Annotated in this window: 24 protein-coding genes; all 24 read right to left on the reverse strand. The window is 69.0% G+C overall.

Annotated features, from left to right (window positions below; genetic code table 11):
* Positions 1 to 5 precede the first annotated feature (5 nt).
* Complete coding sequence (locus tag PHZ_RS09820) at positions 6 to 695, reverse strand: ABC transporter ATP-binding protein (RefSeq protein WP_012522336.1); 690 nt, start codon at positions 693 to 695, stop codon at positions 6 to 8.
* Positions 688 to 1,962, reverse strand: a complete 1,275-nt coding sequence (locus PHZ_RS09825; protein WP_041374071.1) for a lipoprotein-releasing ABC transporter permease subunit — start codon at positions 1,960 to 1,962, stop codon at positions 688 to 690. The genes PHZ_RS09820 and PHZ_RS09825 overlap by 8 nt, the downstream gene beginning before the upstream one ends.
* 17 nt (positions 1,963 to 1,979) lie before the next feature.
* Positions 1,980 to 3,299, reverse strand: coding sequence for a proline--tRNA ligase (gene proS / locus PHZ_RS09830; RefSeq protein WP_012522338.1), 1,320 nt, complete (start codon positions 3,297 to 3,299; stop codon positions 1,980 to 1,982).
* Positions 3,300 to 3,394: 95 nt separating this feature from the next.
* Complete coding sequence (locus PHZ_RS09835; protein ID WP_012522339.1) at positions 3,395 to 3,655, reverse strand: DUF1467 family protein; 261 nt, start codon at positions 3,653 to 3,655, stop codon at positions 3,395 to 3,397.
* Positions 3,655 to 4,080 carry a methylmalonyl-CoA epimerase gene (mce, locus tag PHZ_RS09840; RefSeq protein WP_012522340.1) on the reverse strand — a complete coding sequence of 142 codons (426 nt, stop codon included), beginning with the start codon at positions 4,078 to 4,080 and terminating at the stop codon, positions 3,655 to 3,657. Before mce ends, PHZ_RS09835 begins: the two co-directional genes overlap by 1 nt.
* A gap of 52 nt (positions 4,081 to 4,132) precedes the next feature.
* Entirely contained in the window at positions 4,133 to 5,815 is a 1,683-nt protein-coding gene (locus PHZ_RS09845) for a ribonuclease J (protein WP_012522341.1), read from the reverse strand.
* Positions 5,815 to 6,588 (reverse strand): type III pantothenate kinase, encoded by a 774-nt coding sequence (locus PHZ_RS09850; RefSeq protein WP_012522342.1) that lies wholly within the window; start codon positions 6,586 to 6,588, stop codon positions 5,815 to 5,817. The genes PHZ_RS09845 and PHZ_RS09850 overlap by 1 nt, the downstream gene beginning before the upstream one ends.
* A 5-nt stretch (positions 6,589 to 6,593) precedes the next feature.
* Positions 6,594 to 7,334: a biotin--[acetyl-CoA-carboxylase] ligase gene (locus PHZ_RS09855; RefSeq protein WP_012522343.1), complete on the reverse strand. Its 741-nt coding sequence runs from the start codon at positions 7,332 to 7,334 to the stop codon at positions 6,594 to 6,596.
* A 4-nt stretch (positions 7,335 to 7,338) separates the two neighbouring features.
* Entirely contained in the window at positions 7,339 to 8,769 is a 1,431-nt protein-coding gene (gene nuoN, locus PHZ_RS09860) for an NADH-quinone oxidoreductase subunit NuoN (RefSeq protein ID WP_012522344.1), read from the reverse strand.
* A 10-nt stretch (positions 8,770 to 8,779) separates the two neighbouring features.
* Positions 8,780 to 10,264: an NADH-quinone oxidoreductase subunit M gene (locus PHZ_RS09865; RefSeq protein WP_012522345.1), complete on the reverse strand. Its 1,485-nt coding sequence runs from the start codon at positions 10,262 to 10,264 to the stop codon at positions 8,780 to 8,782.
* Positions 10,265 to 10,279: 15 nt separating this feature from the next.
* Positions 10,280 to 12,496: an NADH-quinone oxidoreductase subunit L gene (gene nuoL / locus PHZ_RS09870; RefSeq protein ID WP_012522346.1), complete on the reverse strand. Its 2,217-nt coding sequence runs from the start codon at positions 12,494 to 12,496 to the stop codon at positions 10,280 to 10,282.
* Positions 12,497 to 12,505: 9 nt separating this feature from the next.
* The gene (gene nuoK / locus PHZ_RS09875) at positions 12,506 to 12,814 is read right to left on the reverse strand and encodes an NADH-quinone oxidoreductase subunit NuoK (protein ID WP_012522347.1); all 309 of its coding nucleotides are present in this window, start codon (positions 12,812 to 12,814) and stop codon (positions 12,506 to 12,508) included.
* The gene (locus PHZ_RS09880; protein ID WP_012522348.1) at positions 12,811 to 13,434 is read right to left on the reverse strand and encodes an NADH-quinone oxidoreductase subunit J; all 624 of its coding nucleotides are present in this window, start codon (positions 13,432 to 13,434) and stop codon (positions 12,811 to 12,813) included. Before PHZ_RS09880 ends, nuoK begins: the two co-directional genes overlap by 4 nt.
* Positions 13,435 to 13,496: 62 nt before the next feature.
* On the reverse strand, positions 13,497 to 13,988 hold the full coding sequence (nuoI, locus tag PHZ_RS09885) for an NADH-quinone oxidoreductase subunit NuoI (RefSeq protein ID WP_012522349.1): 492 nt from the start codon (positions 13,986 to 13,988) through the stop codon (positions 13,497 to 13,499).
* Between the two features lie 9 nt (positions 13,989 to 13,997).
* Positions 13,998 to 14,180 carry a hypothetical protein gene (locus PHZ_RS09890; protein ID WP_148216832.1) on the reverse strand — a complete coding sequence of 61 codons (183 nt, stop codon included), beginning with the start codon at positions 14,178 to 14,180 and terminating at the stop codon, positions 13,998 to 14,000.
* Positions 14,181 to 14,194: 14 nt separating this feature from the next.
* On the reverse strand, positions 14,195 to 15,286 hold the full coding sequence (nuoH, locus tag PHZ_RS09895) for an NADH-quinone oxidoreductase subunit NuoH (RefSeq protein ID WP_041373406.1): 1,092 nt from the start codon (positions 15,284 to 15,286) through the stop codon (positions 14,195 to 14,197).
* 3 nt (positions 15,287 to 15,289) lie between these two features.
* Positions 15,290 to 17,329 (reverse strand): NADH-quinone oxidoreductase subunit NuoG, encoded by a 2,040-nt coding sequence (gene nuoG / locus PHZ_RS09900; RefSeq protein ID WP_012522351.1) that lies wholly within the window; start codon positions 17,327 to 17,329, stop codon positions 15,290 to 15,292.
* A 6-nt stretch (positions 17,330 to 17,335) separates the two neighbouring features.
* Positions 17,336 to 18,649 carry an NADH-quinone oxidoreductase subunit NuoF gene (gene nuoF, locus PHZ_RS09905; protein ID WP_012522352.1) on the reverse strand — a complete coding sequence of 438 codons (1,314 nt, stop codon included), beginning with the start codon at positions 18,647 to 18,649 and terminating at the stop codon, positions 17,336 to 17,338.
* Positions 18,649 to 19,311: an NADH-quinone oxidoreductase subunit NuoE gene (nuoE, locus tag PHZ_RS09910; protein WP_012522353.1), complete on the reverse strand. Its 663-nt coding sequence runs from the start codon at positions 19,309 to 19,311 to the stop codon at positions 18,649 to 18,651. The genes nuoF and nuoE overlap by 1 nt, the downstream gene beginning before the upstream one ends.
* Before the next feature lie 10 nt (positions 19,312 to 19,321).
* The gene (locus PHZ_RS09915; protein WP_049758195.1) at positions 19,322 to 19,672 is read right to left on the reverse strand and encodes a nuclear transport factor 2 family protein; all 351 of its coding nucleotides are present in this window, start codon (positions 19,670 to 19,672) and stop codon (positions 19,322 to 19,324) included.
* Positions 19,669 to 20,904, reverse strand: a complete 1,236-nt coding sequence (locus tag PHZ_RS09920; protein WP_012522355.1) for an NADH-quinone oxidoreductase subunit D — start codon at positions 20,902 to 20,904, stop codon at positions 19,669 to 19,671. The genes PHZ_RS09915 and PHZ_RS09920 overlap by 4 nt, the downstream gene beginning before the upstream one ends.
* Positions 20,901 to 21,530, reverse strand: a complete 630-nt coding sequence (locus tag PHZ_RS09925; protein ID WP_012522356.1) for an NADH-quinone oxidoreductase subunit C — start codon at positions 21,528 to 21,530, stop codon at positions 20,901 to 20,903. The genes PHZ_RS09920 and PHZ_RS09925 overlap by 4 nt, the downstream gene beginning before the upstream one ends.
* Positions 21,527 to 22,108, reverse strand: a complete 582-nt coding sequence (locus PHZ_RS09930) for a NuoB/complex I 20 kDa subunit family protein (protein WP_012522357.1) — start codon at positions 22,106 to 22,108, stop codon at positions 21,527 to 21,529. The genes PHZ_RS09925 and PHZ_RS09930 overlap by 4 nt, the downstream gene beginning before the upstream one ends.
* Positions 22,078 to 22,455 carry an NADH-quinone oxidoreductase subunit A gene (locus PHZ_RS09935; RefSeq protein WP_012522358.1) on the reverse strand — a complete coding sequence of 126 codons (378 nt, stop codon included), beginning with the start codon at positions 22,453 to 22,455 and terminating at the stop codon, positions 22,078 to 22,080. The genes PHZ_RS09930 and PHZ_RS09935 overlap by 31 nt, the downstream gene beginning before the upstream one ends.
* Between the last annotated feature and the right edge of the window lie 146 nt (positions 22,456 to 22,601).

Below are 22,601 nucleotides of genomic sequence, written 5' to 3' on the forward strand. Positions count from 1 at the left end.
CGCGCCTAAGGCTTGGTCCACGGCTCCAGGTGGCCGTCCTTGAGCGTCAGCACCCGGTCCATGTGGCCGGCGAGCTCGAGGTTGTGAGTGGCGACCAAGGCGGCGACGCCCTGGCTGCGGGCAAGCCCGTAGAGGTTCTCGAACACCCCTTCGGAGGTCTTGGGGTCGAGGTTGCCGGTGGGCTCGTCGGCCAGCAGGATGCGCGGGGCGTTGGCCAGCGCCCGGGCCACGGCCACCCGCTGCTGCTCGCCGCCTGAGAGCTGGGCCGGCTGGTGGTGGACCCGGTCGGTCAGGCCCAACTCCCCCAGCAGCACCGCCGCCCGCGCCTGGGCGGCCTTGCGGCTCTTGCCGGCGATCATCTGCGGCAGGGCCACGTTGTCCAGCGCCGAGAACTCGGGCAGCAGGTGGTGGAACTGATAGACGAACCCGATGGTCGCCAGGCGCACGCGCGTGCGCTCGGCCTCGGCCAGGTTCGAGCAGTCGCGGCCAAGGACGGTGATCCGCCCCGCGTCCGGATGCTCCAGCAGGCCCGCTGCGTGCAGCAGCGACGACTTGCCCGAGCCCGACGGTCCGATCAGCCCGACGATCTCGCCGGGCCGCAGGTCGAGGTCCACGCCGCGCAGCACCGTCAGCGGCCCCGCCGCCGTGCGGTAGGTGCGCTCCAGCCCGCGTATCGAAAGGACGGGCTCACTCATAGCGGAGCGCCTCCACCGGATCGATCCGCGAGGCTCGCCAGGCCGGCGCGAGGGTCGCCACGAAGCTCATGCCCAGCGCCCAGGCGGTGATGATCAGCACCTCGCGCCAGTCCACCTTCGCCGGGATGTGGGAGAGGAAATAGACGTCCGACGAGAACACGGTCGCGCCCGTGACCATCTCCACGAAGCCCTGGATGGGGCCGATGTAGATGCAGAACAGGACGCCCAGCAGCAGGCCCGCCGCCGTGCCCAGCACGCCGACCGCGGCGCCCGACATGAAGAAGATGCGCATGATCGCGCCCTGCCCGGCCCCCATGGTGCGCAGGATGGCGATGTCGCGGCCCTTGTTCTTCACCAGCATGACGAGGCCCGAGATGATGTTCATGGCGGCGATGGCCACCAGCAGCATCAGGATCAGCCGCATGACGTTGCGCTCGATCTTCAGCGCGCCCCAGAACGAGCTGTCGCGCTGGGTCCAGTCGGTGACGATGGCGGCCGGTCCGGCCGCCTGAGCGATCGCCGCCTTCATCCGCGCGGCCTGGTCGGGATCGTCCACCCGCACCTCGATGGCGTCGGCCGTACCCTCGCGCCCGAAGAAGAGCTGCGCCTGCTCGAAGGGCATGAAGACATAGGCCTGGTCGTACTGGCTCATCCCCACGCTGAAGGTGGCGCCGACCACATAGTCCTTCTGCATCGGCGTGCCGCCGAAGGCGGTGGCCCCGCCGGAGGGCGAGATCAGAGTGAGGACGTCGCCAGGGGCGACTCCCAGCGACTGCGCCAGGCGCTCGCCGATGACGATGGTCTCGCCCCCATACTCGCCCACCCCGAACTCCTCGAGCGAGCCCTGGGTGACGTTGGCCGAGACGAGCCGCGTCGCCTTCAGGTCGGCCGGGCTGATCCCGCGCACGATGGCGCCGGTGATCTGGGTGGGGCCGAGCGCGATGGCCTGGGCCTCGACGATGGACGCGGCCTGGGTGACGCGGGGGACCTGCCTTAGCCGCTGCACCGCCGCCTCGCGGTCGGGACCGTCCAGCACCCCGCCGGTGACGTAGAGATGGCCCTGGAAGCCCAGGATGCGGGTCAGCATCTCGGACCGGAAGCCGTTCATCACGCTCATCACGATGATGAGCACCGCCACCGCGAGCAGGATGCCGATGAACGAGATGACCGAGATCAGCGCCACGCCGCCCTGGCTGCGCTTGGCCCGCAGGTAGCGGCCTGCGAGCATCCGCTCCCAGTAGCCGAACGGCGGGGCGCTGGCCCCCATGACGGCGGCGGCGTCGCTCAAGCGGTGATCGCCTTCAGGGCCGCATCCAGCGGCAGGGTCTGGCGCTCGCCGGTGGCCCGGCGCTTGATCTCGACCACGCCCTCGGCGACGCCCTTGGGGCCGACGATGAGCTGCCAGGGCACGCCCACCAGGTCGAGCGAGGCGAACTTCGCGCCCGGGCGCTCGTCACGGTCGTCCAGAAGCGGCTCCTTGCCCGCGGCCTGCAGCGCGCCGTAGGCCTGCTCGGCCACCGCGTCCACCGCCGCCTCGCCGGGCCGCAGGTTGACGACCGCCGCGCCGAACGGCGCCACGCTGTCCGGCCAGACGATGCCCGCCTCGTCGTGGCTGGCCTCGATGATCGCGCCCACCAGGCGCGAGACGCCGACGCCGTACGAGCCCATGTGCACGAACCGCTCGGCCCCGTCGGGCCCGGCGACCTTGGCGTTCATCGGCCGCGAGTACTTCTCGCCGAAGTAGAAGATGTGGCCGACTTCGATGCCGCGGGCGGTCATCCGCTTGTCCTCGGGCGCCTCGGTCTCGAAACGGGCCTGATCGTGCATCTCGTCGCTGGCGGCGTAGAGACGCGTGCGCTGCTGGACCAGCGGCTCAAGATCGCCGTCCCAGTCGATGTCCGGGCCCGGCGCGCCCATCTCGACGAGATCGCGGTGGGCGAAGACCTGGCTCTCGCCCGTGTCGGCCAGGATGATGAACTCGTGGCTAAGGTCGCCGCCGATCGGGCCGGTGTCGGCCCGCACCGGGATCGCCTTCAGCCCCAGCCGCGCATAGACGTTCAGGTAGGCGCAGAACATCCGGTTGTAGGCCCGGCGTGCGGCGGCCTCGTCGATGTCGAAGGAATAGGCGTCCTTCATCAGGAACTCGCGGCCGCGCATGACCCCGAACCGGGGCCGGCGCTCGTCGCGGAACTTCCACTGGATGTTGTAAAGATTCTTCGGCAAGTCCTTGTAGGACTTGATGTAGGCCCGGAAGATGTCGGTGATGACCTCCTCCGCCGTGGGGCCGTACAGCAGGTCCCGCTCGTGGCGGTCCTTGATGCGCAGCATCTCCTCGCCGTAGTCGTCGTAGCGGCCGCTCTCGCGCCACAGGTCGGCGAGCTGGAGCGTCGGCATCAGCACCTCGATGGCGCCGGCCCGGTCCATCTCCTCGCGGACGACCTGCTCGATCTTCTTCAGCACCTTCAGGCCCAGCGGCAGCCAGGCGTAGATGCCGGCCGCCTCCTGCCGGATCATGCCGGCGCGGAGCATCAGCTGGTGCGAGACGATCTGGGCGTCCGAGGGCGCCTCGCGCAACGTCGGCATGAAGTAACGCGAAAGGCGCATCGTGGTCGGTGTCCTAAGGATTCACGGCGGGAAAGAGGCGCTCTGATAGCCCCGCCCCCGCGAGCTTGGCAACGCAGCTGAGCCGTTTCGGCTCCCTAGTAGCCCGACGGCAGCGGCGGCAGCTTCACGACCTCGAAGCGGATGATCAGCCAGATGACCGCGAACACGACCGCCGAGATCCAGGTGGTCGTGAGGAACTTCTGCTTCAGCTTAGGATCAACCGGCGCCGCGGGATCGCCCCCGTCGCCCTTGTCGACGCCGGCCTCGTAGTGGCTCTGCACGCCCCACGGCAGCACGGCGAACAGCACGACCCACCAGATCGTCAGGTAGATCGCGATGGCGGTGATCGGACCCATCAGTGGGCTCCCTTCGGGGTCTCCATCAGTTCCACCAGCACCCCGCCCATGTTCTTCGGATGGACGAAGATCACCGGCGTGCCGTGGGCTCCGATGCGCGGCTGGCCGTTGTTCAGCACGGTCGCGCCCTTGGCGGCCATGTCGTCGCGCGCGGCGATGATGTCGTCCACCTCGAAGCAGACGTGGTGCTGCCCGCCCGCCGGGTTCTTTTCAAGGAAGCCCTTCAGCGGCGAGTTGTCGCCATGGGGCTCGATCAGCTCGATCTGGCTGTTCGGCAGGTCCACGAAACAGACCCACACGCCCTGCTCGGGCATGGCGAACTTCTCGCCGATCTTCGTGGCGCCCAGCACGTCGCGATACAGCGCGACCGACTGCTCGATGGAGGGCGTGGCGACGCCCACGTGGTTCAGCTTCCCGATCTTCATGCGGGCGGTATACGCCGGTTGCGGAACGGGCGCGAGATCACGCAGCGGAACGTCAGATCCTCAGCACCGTCGTCTCGACCACGGGCCGGCGGCCCCAGATGCGCTGGCTGGCCTTCTTCACCGCGCGGGACATGGCGGTCTCGATCTCGTCGTCCAGCTCGCGCTGCTCGCCCTTCAGCCGGCCAAGGGCCTCCTTGGCCTCGTCGGCCAGGTCTTCCAGCACCTCGTCGAGCGGATAGTCCTCGTCGGTGGGCAACCCCAGCGCCCTCACCTGCGGACCCGAGGCGATGCGGCCGCGCCCGTCCAGCACGACTGAGACCGCGACGACGCCATTGTACGAGGCGTGCCGCCGCTCGCGCAGCGACGGGCCGTTCTCGGGCGTCAGCACGCCGGCGTCCACATAGATGCGGCCCGACGGCACCTCGTCGACGATCTCGGCCCGGCCGGGCGCGAGGCGGACCATGTCGCCGTTCCGAGGGGTGACCTGCTGGGGCACCTGCAGGTCGCGGGCGAAGGCGGCGTGCTCGAGCAGGTGGCGGCGCTCGCCGTGGGTCGGCACGGCGACCTGCGGCCGCGCCCAGCGGTACATCTCGGCCAGCTCGTCCCGGCACGGGTGGCCCGAGACGTGGATGCCCGGGTGGTCGCGCTCGGTGTAGAGGCGCACGCCGCGGTCGGCGAGGTTGTTCTGCAGGTTGCGGATCGGGATCTCGTTCCCAGGGATCACCCGCGAGGAGAAGATGCAGTGGTCGCCTTCCCCGAGGCTCACGTGCGGATGCGTCCCGTCGGCGATGCGGGCCAGGGCCGCGCGCGGCTCGCCCTGGCTGCCGGTGCAGAGATAGAGGATCTCGTTCGCCGGATGGTGGTTGGCCTCGGCCTCGGTGACGAACGGCGGCAGGTCCTGCATCAGCCCGACCGACTTGGCCGCGGAGGCCATGCGGATCATCGAGCGACCGACAAGACAGACCCGCCGGCCGGCCGCCTGCGCCGCGCGCGCGACGCTGTCCATCCGCGCCACGTTGGAGGCGAAGCAGGCGACCGCCACCTTGCCTTTCAGCCCGCCGATCAGCGGGATCAGCGCGGCCCGCACCTCGGCCTCGGAGCCGGCGTGGCCGTCGACGAAGACGTTGGTCGAATCGCAGACCATGGCCAGCACGCCCTCGTCGCCCAGCCGGCGGATGGCGTCCTCGTCGGTCGGCCCGCCCAGCAGCGGGTCGGGGTCGATCTTCCAGTCCCCGGTGTGCAGGATGGTGCCCAGCGGCGTGCGGATCGCCAGGCCGTTCGGCTCCGGGATCGAGTGGGTGAGCGTGATGAGCTCCAGCTTGAAGGGGCCGAGCTCGATCGTCCCGCCCAGCGGAACCTCGGTGATCTGCGCCGCCTCCAGCAGGTCGGCCTCGCGCAGCTTCTCGCGCAGGACGAAGGCGGTGAACGGCGTGGCGTAGATCGGCGCCTTCAGGCGCGGCCACAGCCAGGCGACCGCCCCGATGTGGTCCTCGTGGGCGTGGGTCAGCACGATCCCCAGGATGCGGTCGGCGTATTCCTCGATGAACTCGGGGTCGGGCAGGATCACCTCGACGCCCGGCGTGGTCTGGTCGCCGAAGGTCACGCCCAGGTCCACCACGATCCACTTGCGGTCGTGCGCCGGGCCGAAGCCGTAGAGGTTGAAGTTCATGCCGATCTCGTTCGACCCGCCCAGCGGCAGGAAGACGAGTTCGTCGGTGTCCTTGTTACGCGCCATCACGCCTTCGCCTGGTTGCGGCGCCAGATCTCCAGCATGCCGCGGATGGTGAGGTCGGGGTCGAACTTGTCGATGGCCGCGGTCGCGCCGTGGAAGAGCGAGGCGACGCCGCCCGTCGCCACCACGGTCAGCGGCTCGTCCCGCTCGGCCTTGATGCGGGCGATCAGGCCCTCGATCAGGGCGATGTAGCCCCAGAACACGCCGGCCTGCATCGCGCCCACCGTATCCGTCCCCACGACTTTCTGCGGCTTCTGGATCGCGACCCTGGGAAGTTTCGCCGCCGCCGTGTGCAACGCCTCCATGGACAGGTTGATCCCCGGCGCGATCACCCCGCCCTCGAACCCGCCGTCGGCGGCGATCACGTCGAAGGTGGTGGCGGTGCCCGAGTCGATCACGATCAGCGGCCCCGGATAGGCGATATGGGCCCCGATGGCGTTCACCAGGCGGTCGGCTCCCGCCTCCGAGGGCTTGTCGATGCGGATGGGGATGCCGAGTTCGGCGTTCTCGCCGATCACCAGCGGCTCGACGTGCAGGTAGCGGCGGGACAGGTTGCGCAGGTTGAAGATCGACTGCGGCACGACGCTCGAGATGATGCAGCCGTCGAAGGCGCCCAGCGCCAGGCCGGCCATCGACAGCAGTTGCGACAGCCAGACCGCGTACTCGTCGGCGGTGCGGGTGGAATCGGTCGCCGCGCGCCACTGGGCGATCCAGCGTTCGCCGTCATGCACCGCGAAGAGGGTGTTGGTGTTCCCCTGTTCGATCGCCAGCAACATTCGTCTCACACGCCCCCGAAGAACACGTCGCCCGCCGTTATGCGCTCCAGGCTCCCGTCGTCCAGCCTGAGCCGCAGCGCGCCGTCGGAATCCAGCGCCTCGGCCACGCCCGCGAGCGTCCGGCCCGGCAGCCGCGCCTCGCAGCGCTCGCCCAGACCCATGGCCCGCGCCGTCCACGCCTGCGCGATGGGCGCGAAGCCGCCCGCCGCCCAGGTCCGCCGCCAGCGTTCGAACGCGGCGGCCAGGACCTCCAGCGCGGCCCGCGGCTCGGGCGGCGGGCCGGCCATGTACTCGGCGAAGGCGGCGGCGGGACGCTCCACGTCCTGCGGCGCATGGGCGAGGTTCACTCCGATCCCCACCGCGAGCCACAGCCGCCCGTCCGGCCGAGCGCCGGACTCGACCAAGATTCCGACCGCCTTGCGGCCGTGGATCAGCACGTCGTTGGGCCATTTCAGCCGCGCGGTCCCCTCACCGAGGCAGGCGTCGGCCAGGTCGCAGGCGGCGAGCGCCGCCACGAACGAGAGCTGGGCGGCCTCGGCGGCCGGGACGTCCGTGACGGTCAGCAGGGTCGCGGCGAGGTTCCCCTTGCGGGTGGACCAGGCCCGCCCGCGGCGGCCGCGGCCGGCGGTCTGGACCGCCGCGGTGATCCAGACGGGCCCCGCCTCGCCCGCCTCGGCCCGGCGGCGGGCCTCGGCGTTGGTGGAGTCGAGCGCCTCGTAGGCCTCGATCGGCGGGTGCTCGGCCAAGCCCTTAGGACAGGCCGAAGGCGCGCGCGGCCTGGCCGGCGGCCGGGTAGATCCAGACCAGGGCCACGAGCACCACGGGGAAGGAGAAGAGGCCCAGCGCGATCGCCGTTCCCCGCGCCTCGAACGCCGGCTTGTCGGTCGTCCCCGCGCTCGCGTCGAACCACATCACCTTCAGGAGGCGCAGGTAGTAGAACGCGGCCACGACCGAGCCCACCAGGCCCGCCACGGCGGGGCCCCAGAGGCCGGCGTCCAGCGCAGCCTGGAACACGAAGACCTTGGCCCAGAAGCCCGAGAACGGCGGCAGGCCGAGGGCCGAGAGGGCGAAGGCGGTCATGGCGAGCGCCAGGCCCGGCTGTTCCTTGATGAGGCCCGCCATGTCGTCGATCGTCTCCATCGGCCGGCCCTGGCGCGACAGCGCCGCGAGGCAGGCGAAGAAGCCCGTCACGTCGATCATGTAGAGGACCATGAAGATCAGCATGGCCTGGATGCCCGCCTCGGTGCCGGCCGACAGGCCCAGCAGCGCGTAGCCGATGTTGGCGATCGAGGAATAGGCCCACAGGCGCTTGAGGTTCTTCTGGACCAGGCCCGCGAAGGCGCCCACGGCGATCGAGATCAGCGCGATGGCGACCAGCACCTGCTGCCACTGGTCCGTGGCGCCCGGGAAGGCCTCGGCCAGGGCGCGGGCGAACAGCACCATGGCGGCGAGCTTCGGCGCGGCGGCGAAGAACGCCACGACCGGGGTCGGCGCGCCCTCATAGACGTCGGGCGTCCACATGTGGAACGGCGCCGCCGACACCTTGAAGGCCAGGCCGCAGATCACGAACACCAGGCCGAACAGCGCCCCGACGCCCGCCCCGCCCTGCACGGCGACCGCGATCTCGGAATAGAGGGTCGAGCCGGCGAAGCCGTAGACCAGGCTCGCGCCGTACAGCAGCAGGCCCGAAGAGAGCGACCCGAGGACGAAGTACTTCAGGCCCGCCTCGGACGCCTTGGCGTTGTCCCGGTGCATGGCGGCCATGACGTAGAGCGCCAGCGAGTGCAGCTCGACGCCGACGTACAGCGAGATCAGGTCGCCCGACGAGGCCATCATGCCCATGCCGAGGGCGGCCAGCAGGATCAGGACCGGGAACTCGAACGTGCGAATGCCGCGGCGCTCGAACCAGGGCTGGGCCAGCGGGATGGCGACGGCCGAGGCGACGTAGATCGCCACCTTCGAGAAGGTCGCGGCGGCGTCCGAGATCAGCCCGCCGCCGAAGGCCACGCCGAACGGCTGGGTCGCCGCGGCCACGGCCGCGCCCAGGAGCGCCACGACGGCGGCCGCGGAGACGGCCGCGGTGGCGCGCGGCGCGAAGGCGCCGATCACCAGCAGGATCAGGGCGCCGCCGGCGAGGATCAGCTCGGGAAAGGCGAGCGAGAGGTCAGAGGCGAAGTTCATCCAGGATCCCTCACCCGCCGACGGCCGCCTGGTAGGCAGCGACGAGCTGGTCCACCGAGGCCGCGGTCAGGTCGAAGACGACGTTGGGCTGGACGCCCAGGTACAGCGTGGAGACGATCAGCGGGGCGAAGATGGCCACTTCCCGCCAGTCGAGGTCGGTGATGGCGGCGAGCTTCGGATTGGTCAGCTCGCCGAAGATCACCCGGCGATAGAGGGTCAGCGCGTACATGGCCGACAGGATCACGCCGGTGGCCGCGACCAGGGCCGTCCAGGTCGAGGCCTGGTAGACGCCCGTCATGGTCAGGATCTCGCCGACGAAGCCCGAGGTGCCCGGCAGGCCGACGTTGCCCATGGTGAACAGCATGAACACCGCCGCGTACCACGGCATGCGGTTCACGAGGCCGCCGTAGAAGGCGATCTCGCGGGTGTGCATCCGGTCGTAGACGACGCCGACGCAGAGGAAGAGCGCGCCCGAGATCACCCCGTGGCTGATCATCTGGAACAGCGCGCCCTGCTCGCCCTGGGCGTTGCCCGAGAAGATGCCCATGGTCACGAAGCCCATGTGCGCCACGGAGGAATAGGCGATCAGCTTCTTGATGTCGGTCTGCCGGAAGGCGACCAGCGAGGTGTAGACGATCGCGATCACCGACAGCGCGAACACCAGCGGGGCGAACAGGTCCGAGGCGTTCGGGAACATCGGCAGGCTAAAGCGCATGAAGCCGTAGCCGCCCATCTTCAGCAGGATGCCCGCCAGGATGACCGAGCCGGCCGTCGGCGCCTCGACGTGGGCGTCGGGCAGCCAGGTGTGCACCGGCCACATCGGCATCTTCACCGCGAACGAGGCGAAGAAGGCCAGCCACAGCCAGGTCTGCACGCCCGGCGCGAAGTCGTAGGCCATCAGCTCGGGGATCGAGCTGGTGCCGGTGCTGGCGATCATGAACAGGATCGCCGCCAGCATGAGGACCGAGCCCAGCAGCGTGTAGAGGAAGAACTTGAACGCCGCGTAGACGCGCCGGGCCCCGCCCCAGATGCCGATGATCAGGAACATCGGCACCAGGCCGAACTCGAAGAAGATGTAGAACAGCACGAGGTCCAGCGCGCAGAACACGCCGATCACCAGGGTCTCGAGAACCAGGAAGGCGATCATGTATTCCGGCACCCGCTTCTCGATCGACCGCCACGAGGCGGCGATGCAGAGCGGCATCAGGAACGCGGTCAGCAGCACGAACAGGACCGAGATCCCGTCCACGCCCATCCGGTAGGACAGGCTCGCGAACCACGGGACCTCTTCCACGAACTGGAAGCCCGGGTTGGCGGGGTCGAACTGGACGACCAGCAGCACCGAGAGCGCGAAGGTCGCCAGGGTGGTGACGAACGCGATCCACTTGGAGGCCTCAACGGCCTTGGCGTCGTCGGGCCGGCCGAACAGGCGCAGCGCCAGGATCCCGGCGACGCCGACCAGCGGGGCGTAGGTGATGAGGGAGAGAAGCGGCATCGGTCGTTATCCCCCTCAGGCGTTCCAGGCCCACAGGGCGTAGGTCAGAAGGCCCGCGACGCCCAGCAGCATGACGAAGGCGTAGTGGTAGACGTAGCCGGTCTGCAGCCGGCCGGCGCCCTTGCCGACCTGGACCGACAGCGCCGAGACGCCGTCCGGACCCAGGCCGTCGATGATCTTCTGGTCCCCGCCCTTCCAGAACAGGTCGCCCAGGAACTTCGCGCCGCGGACGAAGACCGCGTCGTAGAGCTCGTCGAAGAACCACTTGTTGTAGAAGAAGGTGTAGAGCGGCCCGCCGCGGGCGGCGAGGCGCGCGCCGAGGCCCTCCTTCAGCAGGTACATGTAGGCGGCCACCAGCAGGCCCAGGACCGAGGCCACCAGCGGGGCCCAGATCACCCAGGTCGGCGCGTGGTGCGCCTCGGCGGTGTCGTGGTCCTCGCCCGGCATCGGACCGGCGGCGGTCGAGGCGACCTCGCTGGCCGCCGCGTGATCGGCCGCGGCCTCGGCGTGCGCCGCCGGCGCGGCCGCATGGGCCTCGACCGGAGCGTTGTAGATCGCGCCCTTCCAGAACTCGGCCTTGTGGTCGCCGATGAACTGGTGGTGGAAGGCGATGCCAGCGAAGACCGCGCCGATGGCCAGCAGGATCAGCGGCAGGCGCATGCTCCAGGGGCTCTCGTGCGGCAGGTGCGGCCCGTGGCCGTGGCCATGTCCGTGCCCATGACCGGCATCGTCGGCCAGCGGCTCGTCGTGGGTCTCGATCTGGGCCGCGGTCGCGTGGTCGTCGTGGCCGTCATGCGCGTGGTCGCGGTTGTGCCAGTGGTGCTCGAGGTCCTCGCTGGTCCAGCGGGCGCTGCCGTTGAACGTGAAGAACGCCAGGCGCCAGGAGTAGAAGGCGGTCAGGCCGGCCACGAAGATGCCGATCACGAAGGCGAAGTAGCCCATCGGGTGTCCCGCCCCGCCCGCCTCGTAGGCGGCGTGGATGATCGCGTCCTTCGAATAGAAGCCGGCGAAGCCCAGCTCCACGCCCGGGATGCCCAGGCCGGTGATGGCGATCGTGCCGATGGTCATCACCGCGTAGGTGACGGGCAGGTACTTCACCAGGCCGCCGTAGCGGCGCATGTCCTGCTCGTGCGCCATGCCGTGGATCACCGAACCGGCGCCCAGGAACAGCAGGGCCTTGAAGAAGGCGTGCGTGAACAGGTGGAACATGGCCGCCTGGTAGGCGCCCACGCCCGCGGCGAAGAACATGTAGCCCAGCTGCGAGCAGGTCGAATAGGCGATCACCCGCTTGATGTCGTTCTGGGTCAGGCCGACGGTCGCGGCGAACAGGGCCGTCACCGCGCCGATCACCGTGACGATGTTCTTGGCCACCGGGGCGTACTCGAACATCGGCGACAGCAGGCAGACCATGTAGACGCCGGCGGTCACCATGGTGGCCGCGTGGATCAGGGCCGACACGGGCGTCGGGCCCTCCATCGCGTCGGGCAGCCAGGTGTGCAGGAAGAACTGCGCCGACTTGCCCATGGCGCCGACGAACAGCAGCGCGCAGGCCAGGTCCACGAGGTTCCAGTCGTAGCCGATGAAGCTCCACGCGCGGCCGGCGGCGGCCTGCATCTGCGGGAAGATCTCGGCGAACTGGATGCTGCCGAAGGCCCAGAACACGGTCATGATGCCGAGCGCAAAGCCGAAGTCGCCGACCCGGTTGACCACGAACGCCTTGATCGAGGCGGCGTTGGCCGTGGGCTTCTTGAACCAGAAGCCGATCAGCAGGTAGCTGGCCAGGCCCACGCCTTCCCAGCCGAAGAACAGCTGCATGAAGTCGGCGGCGCTGATCAGCGCCAGCATGGCGAAGGTGAACAGCGACAGATAGGCGAAGAACCGCGGCTTGTGCGGATCCTCGGCCATGTAGCCCCACGAATAGAGGTGCACGAGCGAGGAGACGCTGGTGACCACCACCAGCATCACCGCAGACAGGCCGTCCAGGCGGAACGACCAGTTCGAGACGAAGTCGCCGACGTGGATGAACGGGGCGTAGGTCAGCGTGAAGGGCTCGAGGCCGCCCCACGTCCACTGGCCGAACACCACCCACGACAGGGCGGCCGAGAGGAACAGCAGGCCCGTGGTGACGGCCTGCGAGACCTTGCTCGGGATCGCGCGGCCGAACAGCCCGGCGACGATCGCGCCGACGAGCGGCCCGAACAGGATGATCGAGACGAGGACTTTCGGATCCATGAGGCGCGCCTAGCCCTTCATCATCGAGGCGTCGTCGACGGAGATGTCGCCGCGGTTGCGGAAGAAGGTGACGAGGATCGCCAGGCCCACGGCGGCCTCGGCGGCCGCGACGGTGAGCACGAACATCGCGAAGATCTGCCCCACCACGTCGCCCAGGTAGACCGAGAAGGCCACGAGGTTGATGTTCACGGCGAGCAGGATCAGCTCGATCGACATCAGGATGACGATGATGTTCTTCCGGTTCACGAAGATCCCGAAGACCCCGATCGTGAACAGGATGGCGGCGACCGCCAGGTAGTGCGCGAGGCCGATGGTCATTCCCCCACCCCTTCACCCGGCTTGAGCGAGACGACGCGCATGCCCGTCTTGGGCGAGCGCAGGACCTGGTCGGCGACGAGCTGGCGCTTCACGCCCGGCTTGTGGCGCAGGGTGAGCACGATCGCGCCGATCATCGCCACCAGCAGCACCAGGCCCGCCGCCTGGAAGAAGTAGACGTAGTCCGTGTAGAGCACCCGGCCGATCGCCTCGGCGTTGGTGACGTCGGCCCCCTGCCCCGCCGCCATCGGCGTCTCGTTGGCCCGGGCCGCGCCGCGGGTGGCCACGGTGGTGGAGACCACGATCATCTCCACCGCCAGCACCGCCGCGATGAGCAGGCCCACCGGCATGTACCGGGCGAAGCCCTGCCGCAGGGCGGTGAAGTCCACGTCGAGCATCATCACGACGAACAGGAACAGCACCGCGACCGCGCCCACGTAGACGACGACCAGCAGCATCGCGAGGAACTCGGCGCCCATCAGGACGAAGAGGCCCGCGGCCGAGAAGAAGGCCAGGATCAGCCACAGTACGGAGTGGACCGGGTTGCGCGCCGATACGACGCCGAACCCGGCTGAGACGGTCACCGCCGCCATCAGGTAGAATGCGATCGCCTGCAGGGCCATCGGGCTCTCTTTTCGTCCCTCAAATCACGCGTCGAACGGGCGGCGGAATCGCGCCGCGGGGTTTAGCGGTACGGCGCGTCCAGTTCCAGATTCTTCGCGATCTCCCGCTCCCAGCGGTCGCCGTTATCCAGCAGGCGCTCCTTGTCGTAGTAGAGCTCCTCGCGGGTCTCGACGGCGAACTCCAGGTTCGGGCCCTCCACGATGGCGTCCACCGGGCAGGCCTCCTGGCACAGGCCGCAGTAGATGCACTTGACCATGTCGATGTCGTAGCGGGTCGTCCGACGGCTGCCGTCGGCGCGCGGCTCGGCCTCGATGGTGATGGCCTGGGCCGGGCACACGGCCTCGCACAGCTTGCAGGCGATGCAGCGCTCTTCCCCGTTGGGATAGCGGCGCAGGGCGTGCTCGCCGCGGAAGCGCGGGCTCTGCGGATTGCGCTCGTGCGGGTACTGCACGGTCTTCTTGGGCCGCGCCATGTGCTTCATGGCCAGGCCGAAGGCGCCCGCGAAGTCGAGCAGCGCCGCGCCCTTCACCGCCTGGCCGATCCGGTTCAGCATCTTTGGCTCTCAGTCCTTCTGACAGGACCAGTGGTCCAGCCGCCTGGCGTTCCCCTGGTCCCGAAGCTTCAAGGTCAGACCCTTCGCGGCGCACGCCTGCTGCGCGTCGCGAAGAGCGTCGTAGGTGGCCAGGCCGCCCTCGCGCTGGGCGGGCGCGGTCGCGCACGCCGCCAGGGCGAGGGTCAGGAGCATGGCCGGAACGGTCCTCATGCCGCCGCCGCGGGTCCGAACACCCGCCAGGCCGCGATCAGCGCGACGCAGACGAGCGAGAACGGCAGGAACACCTTCCACCCCAGCCGCATCAGCTGGTCGTACCGGTAGCGGGGCACGATCGCCTTGGCCATGGAGACCAGGAAGAAGAAGAAGATGACCTTCAGGAAGAACCACATGAAGTAGTAGAAGCTGGCCGCCGTGGGCGCCCAGGAGTCCGTGAAGTCGCTGGGGAACGGCGCCGACCATCCGCCGAAGAACAGGATGGTGGTCATCGCGCAGATCAGCACGATGTTGGCGTATTCGCCGATCATGAACAGCAGGTACGGGGTCGAGGAGTACTCGACCTGATAGCCGGCGACGAGCTCGGACTCGGCCTCGGGCAGGTCGAACGGCGGGCGGTTCGTCTCGGCCAGGCCCGAGATGAAGAAGATCACCGCCATCGGGACCATCACCAGCAGCAGCGGCAGCTTGGCGAGGCCGCCCGGGCCGCCGAAGACGTACCAGTTCCAGAAGCCCCCGGTCTGGCTGGCCACGATCTGCTGCAGGTTCATCGAGCCCGCCAGCAGGATCACCGTGATGATGATGAAGCCGATGGAGACCTCGTAGGACACCATCTGCGCGGCCGAACGGAGCGAGCCCAGGAACGGGTACTTCGAGTTCGAGGCCCAGCCGCCCATGATGATGCCGTAGACGCCGAGCGAGCTGATCGCGAACAGGTAGAGGATGCCGACGTTGATGTCGGAAACCACCCAGCCGGGCGCCAGCGGGATCACCGCCCAGGCGGCGAACGCCAGGGTGAAGCTGATCAGCGGGGCCAGCAGGAAGACCGTCTTGTCAGCGCCCGACGGGATGACGATCTCCTTCAGCACGAACTTCAGGAAGTCGGCGAAGGACTGCAGCAGGCCGAACGGACCCACCACGTTGGGCCCTTTGCGCATCTGCACGCCCGCCCAGATCTTGCGGTCGGCCAGCAGCAGGAAGGCCAGCGACAGCAGGATCCAGATCATCACGGCCAGGATCTGGCCGGCGGTGACCAGGGTCCAGCCGACGGGGGTGGCCCAGAAGGAGGTGGCAGCCGGGTCCATCAACTACTCCGCCGCGATCTTCGTGGCGCCGGCCGCGAGCGCGGCGCATTCGGCCATCGTCACGCTGGCGCGGGCGATGGGGTTGGTCAGGTAGAAGTTCTTCACGCCGCTCCAGAACGGGTCGTCCGAGACCTCGCCCTTCGCGCCCAGCGCGCCGAAGTCCAGCGCCGCCGGCGCCTCGGGCACGTAGTCGATGCGGCCGAAGGTCGGATGGTCGGCGAACAGCTTGGCGCGCAGCTGGTCGAGGGTGTCGTACGGCAGCGTGGCGCCCAGCCGCTCGGACAGCGCCCGCAGGATCGCCCAGTCCTCGCGCGCCTCGCCCTTCGGGAACACCGAGCGCAGGCCGAGCTGCACGCGGCCCTCGGTGTTCACGTAGACGCCGTTCTTCTCGGTGTAGGCGGCGCCCGGCAGGATCACGTCGGCGCGGTGCGCGCCGGCGTCGCCGTGAGTCCCCAGATAGACGACGAAGGCGTCGGACTTCGACAGGTCGAGCTCATCCGCGCCCAGCAGGAAGAGGACGTCCGCCGCGCCCTTCTGGGCCAGCTCGCGCGCCGGCTTGCCGCCCGCCTTGGGCGTGAAGCCCAGGTCCAGGCCGCCCACCCGCGAGGCAGCGGTGTGCAGCACGTTCCAGGTCATGCCGAACGTCTTGGCGACGCCGGCGGCGGCCTGCAGCACCGCGGCGCTGTCGGCGCGGCCCAGGGCCCCTGTCCCGACGATGATCGCCGGCGCCTTGGCCTCCTTGAGCGCCTTTACGAAGTCGCTCTTCGACTTCGACAGGCCGGTCAGCGAAGCCGGGCCCGCGCCCAGGAACTCGTAGTCGTAGGTCAGGTCGGCGGCTTCGCCGATCACGCCCACCCGCAGCGCGCCGGCCAGCCAGCGCTTGCGCAGGCGCGCGTTCAGCACCGGGGCCTCGATCCGCGGATTGGCGCCCACGATCAGCACCACGTCGGCGTTCTCGATGCCGGCGATGGTCGAGTTGAACAGCCAGCTCTCGCGCGGCCCCTCGCCCAGCACCATGCCGTCCTGGCGGCAGTCCAGGCTGGTCACGCCCATGCCGCCGAACAGGTCGAGCGCGGCCTTCATCGACTCGGCGTCCTGCAGGTCGCCGGCGATCACGCCGACGCGCTCGGGGGCGGCCGCCTTCAGCTTCGCGGCGACCGTGTCCAGGGCCTCGCCCCAGCTCGCGGCGCGCAGCTTGCCGTTCTCGCGGATGTAGGGCCGGTCGAGACGCTGGCGGGCCAAGCCGTCGATGGCGTAGCGGGTCTTGTCCGAGATCCACTCCTCGTTGATCTCGTCGTTGGTGCGCGGCAGCACGCGCAGCACGGCCGGACCGCGGCTGTCGACCCGGATCGCCGAGCCCAGCGCGTCCATGACGTCGACGGTCTCGGTCTTCTTCAGTTCCCACGGGCGGTAGTTGAACGCCCACGGCTTGTGGGTCAGCGCGCCGACCGGGCACAGGTCGATGACGTTGGCGGACAGCTCAGAGCCCACCGCCTTGTCGAGATATGTCGTGATTTCAACGTCTTCGCCGCGGGAGATGAGACCGATGTCGGGAACGCCGGCGACTTCCGTGATAAAGCGCACGCAGCGGGTGCACTGGATGCAGCGGGTCATCACCGTCTTGATGAGCGGACCCATGTACTTCTCTTCGACGGCCCGCTTGTTCTCCTGGTAGCGGGAATCGTCGCGGCCATAGCCCATGGCCTGGTCCTGCAGGTCGCACTCGCCGCCCTGGTCACAGATCGGGCAGTCCAGCGGGTGGTTGATGAGCAGGAACTCCATCACCCCGTGGCGGGCCTTCTTCACCATCGGCGTGTCAGTGAAGATCTCCTGGCCTTCCGCGGCGGGCAGCGCGCACGACGCCTGCGGCTTCGGCGGACCGGGCTTCACCTCGACGAGGCACATGCGGCAGTTGCCGGCGATCGACAGCCGCTCGTGGTAGCAGAAGCGCGGGATCTCCTTGCCGGCGAGCTCGCAGACCTGGAGGACGTTCATCCCCGGCTCGAACTCGACCTCGACCCCGTCGACCTTGGCGATAGGCATTCTCGCTTACTCCGCCGCGATGGAAGCGCCGGCGTACGAGCCCTTGCGCGCGCGGTAACTGGTGATCCGCTCCTCCACCTCGTGGCGGAAGTGGCGGAAGAGGCCCTGGATCGGCCAGGCGGCCGCATCGCCCAGGCCGCAGATCGTGTGGCCTTCGACCTGGCTGGCGACGTCGAGCAGCAGGTCGATTTCGGACATCTCGGCCTCGCCGGTGACCATCCGCTCCATGACCCGCCACATCCAGCCGGTGCCCTCACGGCACGGCGTGCACTGGCCGCAGCTCTCGTGCTTGTAGAAGTAGCTGGCCCGGGCGATCGCCTTCACCAGGTCGGCGTCCTTGTCGAACACGATCATGGTGCCGGTGCCGAGGCCGGAGCCGCGGGCCTGCAGGTCCTCGTAGGTCATCACGGCTTCCTCGGCCTCGTGGGCCGGGATCATGCGCACCGAGATGCCGCCCGGGATGACCGCCTTCAGGTTGCCCCAGCCGCCGCGCACGCCGCCGAAGTGCTCCTCGATCAGCTGCCGCACCGGAATGCCGACCGCGTCCTCGACCACGCAGGGCTTGTTCACGTGGCCCGAGGCCGCGAACAGCTTGGTCCCGGTGGACTTCTCGGTGCCGAAGCCGGCGAACCAGTCGGCCCCGCGGCGCAGGATGGTGCCGACGACCGAGATGGACTCGACGTTGTTGATGGTGGTGGGCGCGCCCCAGATGCCGGCGCCGGCCGGGAACGGCGGCTTCAGCCGCGGCTGGCCCTTCTTGCCTTCCAGGCTTTCCATCAGGGCGGTCTCGTCGCCGCAGATGTAGGCCCCGCCCCCGTGCTGGATGCGGACGTCGCAGTCCCAGCCGTGGATGTTGCCCGGGCCGATCAGCTTGGCGTCGTAGGCCTGCTGGATCGCCGCCGTCAGGCGCTCGCGCTCGTGCACGTATTCGCCGCGGATGTAGATGTAGGCCGTGTGCGCCCGGATCGCCCGGCAGGCGATCAGGCAGCCCTCGATCAGCAGGTGCGGATCGTTGCGCAGGATCTCACGGTCCTTGCACGCGCCGGGCTCGGACTCGTCGGCGTTGACCACGAGGTAGTGCGGCCGCTCGCTCTCCTGCTTGGGCATGAAGGTCCACTTCAGCCCGGTGGGGAAGCCCGCCCCGCCCCGGCCGCGCAGGCCGGACGCCTTGATCTGGTCGCAGATCCACTCAGGGCTCTGGGCGACGATGTCCTTCGTCCCGTTCCACGCCCCGCGCGCCTTCGCGCCCTCCAGGCCCCAGTCGTGCAGGCCGTAGAGGTTGAGGAAGATGCGGTCCTTGTCGGCCAGGATGCCCGGCATCACACAGGCTCCTTCGAGGGCAGGTTCGGGATCTTGATCTTCTTGGCGAGCGAGCCGTCGTAGAGCTTCGGATCGGTCAGCGTCATGGGCCCGCCCTCGGGGGCGGAGCACTGGCGGCCGATGGCCGAGCCCGGCGGCGGGGTCTTGCCGGCGGCGAAGTCGTCCAGCAGCTTCTCGAAGCTCTCGGGCGTCAGATCCTCGTAGTAGTAGTCGTTGATGGCGGCCATCGGCGCGTTGGCGCAGGCGCCCAGGCACTCGACTTCCTGCCAGTAGAACTTGCCGTCGGCCGAGCGGTGGCTCTGCGGCCCGATGCGGCGCTTGCAGACCTCCATCAGCGCTTCGGCGCCGCGGCTCTGGCACGGGGTGGTGCCGCAGACCTGCACCAGCGCATGGGTGCCCACCGGCTCCAGCATGAACATGGTGTAGAAGGTCGCCACCTCCAGCACCCGGATCACCGGCATGCCGAGCAGCTCGGCCACCGCGCGGATGGCCGGCTCGGAGACCCAGCCTTCCTGCTTCTGGACCAGCCACAGGACCGGCACCACGGCCGACTGCTGCTTGCCGGGCGGGAAGTTGGCCATCCAGGCCTGCGCCTTCTTCAGCGTCTCCGGGCTGAAGGCGAAGCTCTCGGGCTGGACGGGGGAAAGCCTGCGGACGCTCACGGTCTCGGCCTCACTTCACGAAATCGACGCGGGCGATCTTGCCGCCGGCGAGGGTGTAGATGGCGGCGACGTGGAAGGTCTCGCCGCCGGGCGATCGGGTGACGAACTCGTGGTCGATCACGGTCTGGCCGACCACGATGCGATGCTGGACCTCGGCCCGGTTCTGCGGATGCTCGGCGAACAGCCCGGTGTGGCGCTCGCGGATGGCGGCCAGCCCCTGCGTCTGCACCGCCCCGCCGTACGAGGCCAGCACGGCGTCGTCCGCGTAGAAGGCGCAGAAGGCGTCCAGGTCCTGGGCGTTGTAGGCGTCGAGCTGGCCCTGGACCAGGTCGGCCGGCGAAAGGGTCGCGGGCGCCGTCACCGGTCGATTTCCCCGAACACGATGTCCAGCGAGCCCAGGATGGCAGAGACGTCCGCCAGCATGTGGCCGCGGTTCATCCAGTCCATCGCCTGCAGGTGCGGATAGCCCGGCGCGCGGATCTTGCAGCGGTACGGCTTGTTGGTGCCGTTGCTGACCAGATAGACGCCGAACTCGCCCTTCGGCGCCTCGACGCAGGCGTAGACGTCGCCCGGCGGGGTCCGGTAGCCCTCGGTGTAGAGCTTGAAGTGGTGGATGAGCGCCTCCATCGAGCGCTTCATCTCGCCGCGCCTGGGCGGCGAGACCTTGTGGTCGTCCACCAGCACGGGGCCCGACGTCTTCAGCAGGCGCTCGCAGCACTGCTTCATGATCTTGGTGGACTCCCGCATCTCCTGCATCCGGCAGAGGTAGCGGTCGTAGCAGTCGCCGTTCACGCCCAGCGGGATGTCGAACTCCATCTCGGAGTAGAGCGCGTAGGGCTGGCTGCGGCGCAGGTCCCAGGGGATGCCCGAGCCGCGCACCATGACGCCCGAGAAGCCCCAGGCGATGGCCTCTTCCTTGGTCACCACGCCGATGTCGACGTTGCGCTGCTTGAAGATGCGGTTGTCGGTGATCAGGCCCTCAATGTCGTCGAGGATCTTCGGGAAGGCGTCGCACCAGTCCGAGATGTCCTGCACGAGCTCGGGGGGCAGGTCCTGCCGCACGCCGCCGACGCGGTAGTAGTTCGCGTGCAGGCGGGCGCCCGAGGCGCGCTCGTAGAAGATCATCAGCTTCTCGCGCTCCTCGAAGCCCCACAGCGGGGGCGTGAGCGCGCCGACGTCCATGGCCTGCGTCGTGACGTTCAGCAGGTGATTCAGGATGCGGCCGATCTCGTCATAGAGCGTGCGGATCAGCAGGCCCCGGACCGGGACCTCGACGCCGAGCAGCTTCTCGATGGCCAGGCAGTAGGCGTGCTCCTGGTTCATCGGGGCCACGTAGTCCAGGCGATCGAAGTACGGGATCGTCTGGGCGTACGGCCGGGCCTCCATCAGCTTCTCGGTGCCGCGGTGCAGCAGGCCGATGTGCGGGTCCACCCGCTCGACCACCTCGCCGTCCAGCTCGAGCACCAGGCGCAGCACGCCGTGCGCCGCCGGGTGCTGCGGGCCGAAGTTGATGTTGAACTTGCGGACCTTGGTCTCGGGCAGGCCCAGGACGTTCGCGTCCTCGGGCGCCGCAGGCGCGGTCTGGCCGGTCAAGACTTGGCCTCCTCACCCTTCTCGTCGCCGGGCAGGATCGGCGCGAAGCCGCGCTCCACCCCTTCCCACGGCGAGAGGAAGTCCCAGTTGCGCCACTCCACCGACTTCACCGGCTCGTAGACGACCCGCTTCAGCTCGTCGTCGTAGCGGACCTCGACATAGCCGGTCATCGGGAAGTCCTTCCGCAGCGGATGGCCGTGGAAGCCGTAGTCGGTGAGGATCCGCCGCAGGTCGGGGTGGCCGTCGAAGAAGACGCCGTACATGTCGAACGCCTCGCGCTCGTACCAGTCGGCGTTGGGATAGACGCCCGTCACCGACGGGACGGCGGTGTCCTCGTCGGCCTGCACCTTCACGCGGATGCGCCGGTTCTTCGTGAACGACAGCAGGTGGTAGACCACGTCGAAGCGCCGCTCGCGCTCGGGATAGTCCACGCCGCAGATGTCCACGAGCTGCTGGAACCCGTGATCGTCGCGCAGCAGGGTCAGGCCTTCGACGATGCGGTGGGCCGGGCCGGTGAGCGACAGCTCGCCGAACGCCACCTCGTAGCCGCCGAACGGGCCGAGGCCGCCGGCCACCAGCTCACGCCCCAGGGCCTCGAGCTCGTCATGGGTCGCGGGCCAGCTCATCGGACGATCGTCCCGGTGCGGCGGATCTTCTTCTGAAGCTGCAGCACGCCGTAGACCAGGGCCTCGGCGGTCGGCGGGCAGCCCGGGACGTAGACGTCCACCGGCACCACCCGGTCGCAGCCGCGGACCGTGGAGTAGCTGAAGTAGTAGTAGCCGCCGCCGTTGGCGCAGCTGCCCATCGAGATCACGTAGCGCGGCTCGGGCATCTGGTCGTAGACCTTGCGCAGGGCCGGAGCCATCTTGTTCACCAGCGTGCCGGCGACGATCATCACGTCCGACTGGCGCGGGCTCGCGCGCGGGGCGAAGCCGTACCGCTCGAGGTCGTAGCGCGGCATGGACGCCTGCATCATCTCGACCGCGCAGCAGGCGAGACCGAAGGTCATCCACATCAGGGAGCCCGTGCGGGCCCAGGTGATCAGGTCGTCGGCCGCGGCGGTGACGAACCCCTTGTCGGCCAGCCGCTGGGAGACGCCGTCGAAATACGGGTCATGGAGCTTGGGGTCGTAGCCTTCGACCGTGGTCCGGCCGGCCTCGCCCGCGGGAACGATCACTCCCATTCCAGGGCGCCTTTCTTCCATTCGTAGATGAAGCCCACCGTGAGCACGCCCAGGAAGGTCATCATCGACCAGAAGGCGAACTGGCTGGCCTCGGGCGGCAGCTTCATCAGCGTCACGGCCCAGGGGAACAGGAAGGCCACTTCCAGGTCGAAGATGATGAACAGGATCGAGACCAGGTAGAACCGGATGTCGAACTTCATCCGCGCGTCGTCGAAGGCGTTGAAGCCGCACTCGTAGGAGGACAGCTTCTCCGGATCCGGCGCCTTGGGCGCGAAGATGGCCGCAGCCAGGATGAAGGCGATGCCCAGCGCCGCCGCGATCCCCAGGAAGATCACGATGGGCAGGTACTCGAGAAGGAACGCGTTCATGGAGTCCTCGGGAGGAGTCGGGCGCCCTTCTAGACCACCCGTCCCGGGGTTTCAAACGGGCCTTCGAACTTGCGAGCCGCTCGCAACATGGGGGCGCCAGGCGGATCAAATTCGCACGGCCGACACTCTCCCGTTGACACGATTCC

This window comes from Phenylobacterium zucineum HLK1 (assembly GCF_000017265.1).
Classification (GTDB): domain Bacteria; phylum Pseudomonadota; class Alphaproteobacteria; order Caulobacterales; family Caulobacteraceae; genus Phenylobacterium; species Phenylobacterium zucineum.